The sequence below is a fragment of the Microbulbifer jejuensis genome (assembly GCF_047289955.1).
Classification (GTDB): domain Bacteria; phylum Pseudomonadota; class Gammaproteobacteria; order Pseudomonadales; family Cellvibrionaceae; genus Microbulbifer.
On the sequence record NZ_JBLBUB010000057.1, the window covers coordinates 1 to 5,848 of the forward strand.

Sequence of the window (5,848 nt, forward strand, 5' to 3'; positions counted from 1 at the left end):
TGAAGCCCGTGTTTATTTCTACAACCATGAGGACACCACCCGGACCCTCTACGCGGGCCTGGCTGGCTTTGATGCCAATGGTAATTATTGCAATGCCAGCGGAGCGAACAGCACCAGCAGCCAGCACTATGTGCTCGCTGCCAACCAGAATCTTGTGGGGCAAAGTTGGCAAAGGCTGGTGGCCTATGTCAAGGGCAATGCCAGCGGTAATGCCGTGTACAGTACCGCTCGCGACGGCAACCATATCGGCAACCCGGCCAAACTGCAGGCCAATGTGCGTTTTATCACCCCGCTTTTTTACGGCAACTATCCCAATAAAGTGGGCTCGATGCTGATCGACTACGTCAAGATCGACGTGGTGGAAGTGCAGGACCAACGCAACCTGCCATTAATCCAGTCCGCCATTGCCAGCCTGCCCACCAGTTCCGCACTCTCCGCCACCGATGCCGGCAGTACCGCCAGGATTTCCATTGCCGCACACTCGGTGCAGTTTGATTTTGGATTGGTGAACTACAACGCCGGCAGTATTAGTGGCTTGTCGTTCAGCCGAAAATACTATGTCTATTGTGATGATCCAGGCGTCAAAGGTGGGACAGTCACCTATAAGGCCACCACTACCTACTCCCAACTCGCCGCCAGCACTTGGCGCCGCACCATAGGCACTATCAGAACCCCTTCCAATGGCGGTGGCGGCACCGTGCCGGACGATCCTTGGTGCGTGGCTGCCGGCAGCTGGTTGACAGAAAAGCTGCTGGCTGATCAGTGCCAAGCGGGGGATTTGATCGACTGCTGGGATATTGGCGACAGCGATACCCACCTGGCACCCATTCACAAAGTTAAGCCCCAGGACGAAGTGCCCTGTGTATTACTCACCATGGCAAGCGGTGCCCAGGTGATTTGCAGCCGTGAAACCCCCGTCACTGATCCATACGGTACCGTGTACGAAGCCCAGCACTGCCAGAGGGTGACACTGGGTGTACTGCACGAAGAAGAACCCCTCACCTGGGAAACCGTCAAGCAGGTGGAATGTGCCGGCCTGCGCACCGTGTACAAGATCAGTGTGTGCAATATCAGCTACGCCGCCGGTGTGGATTCCCAGCACCGGGTGATTACCCATAACCAAAGGCATAAGCCCTAATAAAGGAAGCAACATGGTTGAATACATACAAGCCAGCGGTATCAGCAACGCTGGAGAAGGTGAGCACTTTTATGAACTGACCAGCGGCATCTATATCGGTGATATTGTGCGCATCTCGCAGGTACGCAACCCCATTGATCTGGATCAGGACGGCAGCCCCGATCAGTTCGCCTACAAGATGATCGGTGCCTTCGTCACCACGGATAACCAGCTGCGCAACAATGCTGCCGGCACCCCCTGGCAAACCCCCGGCAAGGTGGAAACCCTGCAGGCCTCCGCTGTGGCTGAGGGCACCGAGAACGAGGAGGTCAATAAAGGTGCCTGGCGTATGGAGTGCATCCAGCGCACGGTGAATCTGCGGGTGGTGATTGGGGAATGAGTGCTTTATTTGCCTTGCCCTGGAGCGTTCCTGAGATGTGCCCATGGTCTGGTCCCGCAGAGAGCCTGGGGAAATACTTTGGGGGAACGAGTATACGCAAACGTGGCTGTGCAGGTCCGGGTATCAGGAAGTCTCAAGTAAAGAGATTAGAAAGCATACACTTAAAAATCAAACTGTCCCTGGTGCTTCAGCTGTTATTTGAGAACCCTTTTGCTTTGTAGCTTCTATATCATTATTTATTTCATTTCTGTACTGAGAACTCGCCGATAAATAAATTTGAAGATTGAAGATATGCAAACTATTGATCTTATTTCTCGGAAAGGCCATATAGTGATCTTCTAGCTTTTCCAGGTTGTTGCCGTTCTCGTTAGTCGATGTTCTTATTAGGTTAATAACTTCTTGATGTTGGATCGCTATAATGAATTGAAGAGTTTCAGGTGCTCGATAACCGCTAAAAATGGGAAGTAGGGTGAGATGGCTATTTTCTTGATCAGGAGATAATGTGTCAATGACGTACCCTACATATACTTTTCCACATTCGTGAGAAACAGCTATTGGCTTGAAATCGCCAATCGCTCGAAAGCAGAGCCAATCAAAATCATTTCTTTTCCAAACCCGACATAGACTTTTGATGCGGGAGAATTTAGTTAACTTGTTGTGGAGCAGAGAGCTTGCAAGGGATATAAGAATGGCAAGAATGCTAATCGTAATCACTTCATCTGCATCATCAATAGTGAATATAGGGTTAAACCCAAGATGGACAGGAAGCCAGTATGTTAAATAAGAGAAACCCCAAGCAAGCCCTAAGAATACAATCCCATAGGAGAGACTAGTCAAATAGAGCTTATATCCCGATTCACGAGCAACCTTATACTTGAACTTATAACAGGTGGTAACGAAAATGTAACCTGCTACAGCCGCACTCACAACAAAGAAAGTAAAGCTGTTGGTCATTATTTATTGCTTGTAAATGATATTAGTGTGTTTGGTTCAATCCTTGTGAGTCAACTGAGCATTGGCCAGCTGCTCTACCGAAGCTCGAAAATCCTGTGAGGAAGCAAGCTGCTTAATTTTGGCGTGAGCAATCCCGTCGCCCCTAACATCGTAGTAGGCGCCAAGAACCTCCATTCGCTTCTTAGTTATCATTTTTTCTTCAGCATTTTGGTTGGTATTCATCTGGAATATCCTTTTTAGATGCTTGATAAGTCTGGCATGCAGAGCTTTATTTTTCCACATTGACATATAAACCTGGCGGATAATGCATCATTCTAATAAGTTTCATAATGCAAAAGAAGAAATAGGAGGATTAAATGAATAATATCCGATATTAGATTGACTATAGCTTCCATGGCAGAAAGAGTCAGCAACGACACTAGAAGCTTTCCCACATATGAGGTTGCTGTACACTCTTCAAAACAATAAGAGCCTGGGCGCATGGGCACGGTAGTGCCAGTTGGGCCCAAGGATTGAAGCGGCAGTTTGCAGAAGACCCTGAGAACCTCTGGCTTGTTGATGATGGACGGAATCAGAGCAAAGGAGACAAGGGGCCTGATGAATGGATGCCACCCTATGAGCCAGTGCAGGCCATCTATGTTCAGAGGTTTATAGCGATAGTGGAGAAGTATGGGTTGAGCGTATCTGAGGAGGAGTCGGGTCAGTATCTGGGGTTGACGAAGTAGCGCTGATTCCCACGTGCGTTACCATCGGTCATGCTGAGGAAATTTTGCTTACCATAGAGGCGGAGAGAGCAGAAACTTAGTTTTAGTGGTACGAAATTGGTACAGGGAAAATTATAAATCTATAACTTTATGATTTTAAAGAACTATTTTTAAAGTGAGTCCACTCCAAAAGTGGCGCAGTACAAAAGCGGTGTGAGTTGTATTCAGGCATAACTACTGGATTTTAATGGGGTATGTCAAATTCTAAGCTGATGTCTCAACCTTGCGAAAGGCGCCTAAAGCTTTTATTTTATCCTGTTTTGCAACCGCTTGTGGTACATAACTGGCAAGAGAACAAACCTGTACCAGTGAGAAACCAATGGTCACGATTCGGGCACGCAAGAATACGAAAGAGGGAGTGCATTATAGGGCGCAAATCCGCATTTTTAAGAACTCTAAATTAGTTTACACAGAGGCGGAAGCATTCGGCAAAAAGGCACTGGCAAAGGCGTGGGTTGATAGACGAGAACTGGAACTTTGCGACCCGGACCAGTGGCGCAAACATCAGCAGCGCGGCATTACGGTAGGCCATGTACTGCAAACCTACATGGATGACTTTATGGAGGTTGGTAGTTTTGGGCGCAGAGAATTGGCCACGATAAAGATGCTGATACGGCGCTCGGATATTGCCGACCTGGCTGCCGTACATTTACGCCGTAAAGAGGTTTTGGAATACTTGCGCAGACGATTAAAAGAAGCGAAACCTCAAACGGTTAAAAACGACATTATGTAGTTGTCGGTTGCTTTTCGTACCATCGCCGCAAGTCGGGAGTGGCCCATTGCTGCTGATAAAGTGGCTACTGCGTTTGATGTGGCTGTGCGCACACGCATGGTGACCCGTGCAGGAAAACGTGACCGCAGGCCGACGCTGGCAGAGTTGGAGACGATAATTGATTACTGCCGTTCCAGCCGAAAATTGACAATTCCCATAGATGAGTTGGTATTGTTTGCTATTTTCCCTGTACGAAGGATGGAAGAGATTACTGGGCTGCATTGGGATGATTTGGATGATGAGCATCGGCAGATTCTGTTGCGAGATGCCAAAGATCCCGTTCGCCCGGTGTCATTCTGGGCACACTTGCCGGATGAAGCGCTAACCCGGATTCAGCGTCAGTCACATGTTGATAAATGTATATTCCCCTATCAATCGAAATCAATTGGCGGTCAGTTTGGGGGAATTAACAAAGTGCTGGAAATCAAAGATTTGCGTTTTCACGATTTGCGCCATGAAGCAGTGAGTTATTGGTTTGAACGCGGCTTTCCGATCCAGTGGGTGGCGCAGATCACAGGCCATCGTTCCTGGTCTACGCTTCAGCGTTATACGCACCTCTATGAATTTGGGGAGGTGGATAAGTCCGCTAGATGGAGGTGCTGGCCCGCCAACCGTGCCAGCCAGTGCCACGATTCACACATTCAAGCGCTTAAAAAACCGTTACGCGATTAAATCGGCGTTGCGATGAACGTTAAATACTCACTTTTTATTCTTCAGCAGGCCATGATTGCATAAAATTTAAATTTGAGTGAAAAATCAATGCGGACATCTGAATTGAATGGCATCTTAGACTTTCTTAAAGATGCTGAACAACTTAAGAATACCCTTCGTTCATCAAAAACTTCAAATGGAAGAAGCGAGAGTACCGCAGAACATACATGGCGATTATGTTTGATGGTTCTCTTATTTGAGAGCCACTATTCAAAAATAGATATACTTAAGTTGATTAAAATATGTATCATTCATGATTTAGGAGAGGCGATAAGTGGCGATATTCCAGCTGTAGATCAGATCGAAAGTGTTGATAAAGGAGCAAAAGAAAGAAAAGATTTACAGCAGTTAATTGAGCCTTTACCTAAAAATCTTAAGGGTGAAATTTTGATGCTGTGGGATGAATATGAAACTGCAGTATCAGAAGAGGCTCTTCTTGCCAAGGCTTTTGATAAATTGGAAACAATACTACAGCATGTGCAAGGTAAAAACGATTTAAATTTTAATTATGAATTTAATCTATTATATGGAAAGGAATATACGGATTACGACGAAATAACCTCAGAACTTCGGGCGTTGATTGATAAGGATACAAGGTCATTAGTTGATCCGGTTAATCGTATTTAATAAATGTTTCCAGTTTATTCTGAGTTTTCGCTTCTTCAACTGACGCTGTCTATGTCAGTATTGATCTGTAAACCTTTCCGTGGGCGGTAATTACTGTACATTGAAGAAATCCATAATCTGACTATGAAAATAGCTTTCTATCAAAACGTTTGGGGGGTATGCGGGTAAGGAGGTTCATCGATATCGAGGTGAAACCATTTTAGTATTTTTGCGTTTTTGGGGTATAAATCAGCTATCTTGCGATTGTTGTCTTTGCCAGATACCCAGTCACAAAAAACCAGCCCCTGATCTGGTTTTTTACTCCTGAAGAAAGTGGCTCTACTTTGTACGATAACTTCAGAATTATGGAACTAACATATCGCGGATTCAACCTTGAAGTGCATACCATTTATGCGGCTTGTGCCGCCAAGTAATTATCCATTAAATCTTCTGGTGTTTCAAAGCCTAATGTTTTCCTTGGGCGGTTATTTAAATCGCATACCACTGCATCAACCTCCCCCTGA

Annotated in this window: 6 protein-coding genes and 1 pseudogene; 5 read left to right on the forward strand and 2 right to left on the reverse strand. The window is 46.1% G+C overall.

Annotated features, from left to right (window positions below; genetic code table 11):
• Together ACL7TT_RS20225 and ACL7TT_RS20230 are read left to right on the forward strand one after the other, a co-directional pair.
• A pseudogene (locus ACL7TT_RS20225) lies at positions 1–1,138 on the forward strand (hypothetical protein); the annotation flags it as partial.
• A gap of 13 nt (positions 1,139–1,151) precedes the next feature.
• Positions 1,152–1,517: a hypothetical protein gene (locus ACL7TT_RS20230; protein ID WP_413397990.1), complete on the forward strand. Its 366-nt coding sequence runs from the start codon at positions 1,152–1,154 to the stop codon at positions 1,515–1,517.
• 168 nt (positions 1,518–1,685) lie between these two features.
• Here ACL7TT_RS20230 and ACL7TT_RS20235 read toward each other — a convergent pair whose 3' ends face one another.
• Together ACL7TT_RS20235 and ACL7TT_RS20240 are read right to left on the reverse strand one after the other, a co-directional pair.
• Positions 1,686–2,471 (reverse strand): hypothetical protein, encoded by a 786-nt coding sequence (locus ACL7TT_RS20235; protein ID WP_413397991.1) that lies wholly within the window; start codon positions 2,469–2,471, stop codon positions 1,686–1,688.
• Between the two features lie 36 nt (positions 2,472–2,507).
• The gene (locus ACL7TT_RS20240) at positions 2,508–2,693 is read right to left on the reverse strand and encodes a hypothetical protein (RefSeq protein WP_413397992.1); all 186 of its coding nucleotides are present in this window, start codon (positions 2,691–2,693) and stop codon (positions 2,508–2,510) included.
• A gap of 861 nt (positions 2,694–3,554) precedes the next feature.
• Here ACL7TT_RS20240 and ACL7TT_RS20245 point away from each other — a divergent pair.
• The 3 genes from ACL7TT_RS20245 (at position 3,555) to ACL7TT_RS20255 (ending at position 5,345) form a co-directional block, all read left to right on the forward strand.
• On the forward strand, positions 3,555–3,968 hold the full coding sequence (locus ACL7TT_RS20245; RefSeq protein WP_413397993.1) for a hypothetical protein: 414 nt from the start codon (positions 3,555–3,557) through the stop codon (positions 3,966–3,968).
• The gene (locus ACL7TT_RS20250) at positions 3,969–4,679 is read left to right on the forward strand and encodes a site-specific integrase (protein ID WP_413397994.1); all 711 of its coding nucleotides are present in this window, start codon (positions 3,969–3,971) and stop codon (positions 4,677–4,679) included.
• Between the two features lie 102 nt (positions 4,680–4,781).
• Positions 4,782–5,345, forward strand: a complete 564-nt coding sequence (locus ACL7TT_RS20255) for an HD domain-containing protein (RefSeq protein ID WP_413397995.1) — start codon at positions 4,782–4,784, stop codon at positions 5,343–5,345.
• The last annotated feature ends 503 nt before the right edge of the window (positions 5,346–5,848 follow it).

What these genes read in the sequence shown, in the direction of transcription:
- ACL7TT_RS20230 (WP_413397990.1), top strand. Translation starts at nt 1,152, where the DNA reads ATGGTTGAATACATACAAGCCAGCGGTATCAGCAACGCTGGAGAAGGT.
- ACL7TT_RS20235 (WP_413397991.1), bottom strand. Translation starts at nt 2,471, where the DNA reads ATGACCAACAGCTTTACTTTCTTTGTTGTGAGTGCGGCTGTAGCAGGT.
- ACL7TT_RS20245 (WP_413397993.1), top strand. Translation starts at nt 3,555, where the DNA reads ATGGTCACGATTCGGGCACGCAAGAATACGAAAGAGGGAGTGCATTAT.
- ACL7TT_RS20240 (WP_413397992.1), bottom strand. Translation starts at nt 2,693, where the DNA reads ATGAATACCAACCAAAATGCTGAAGAAAAAATGATAACTAAGAAGCGA.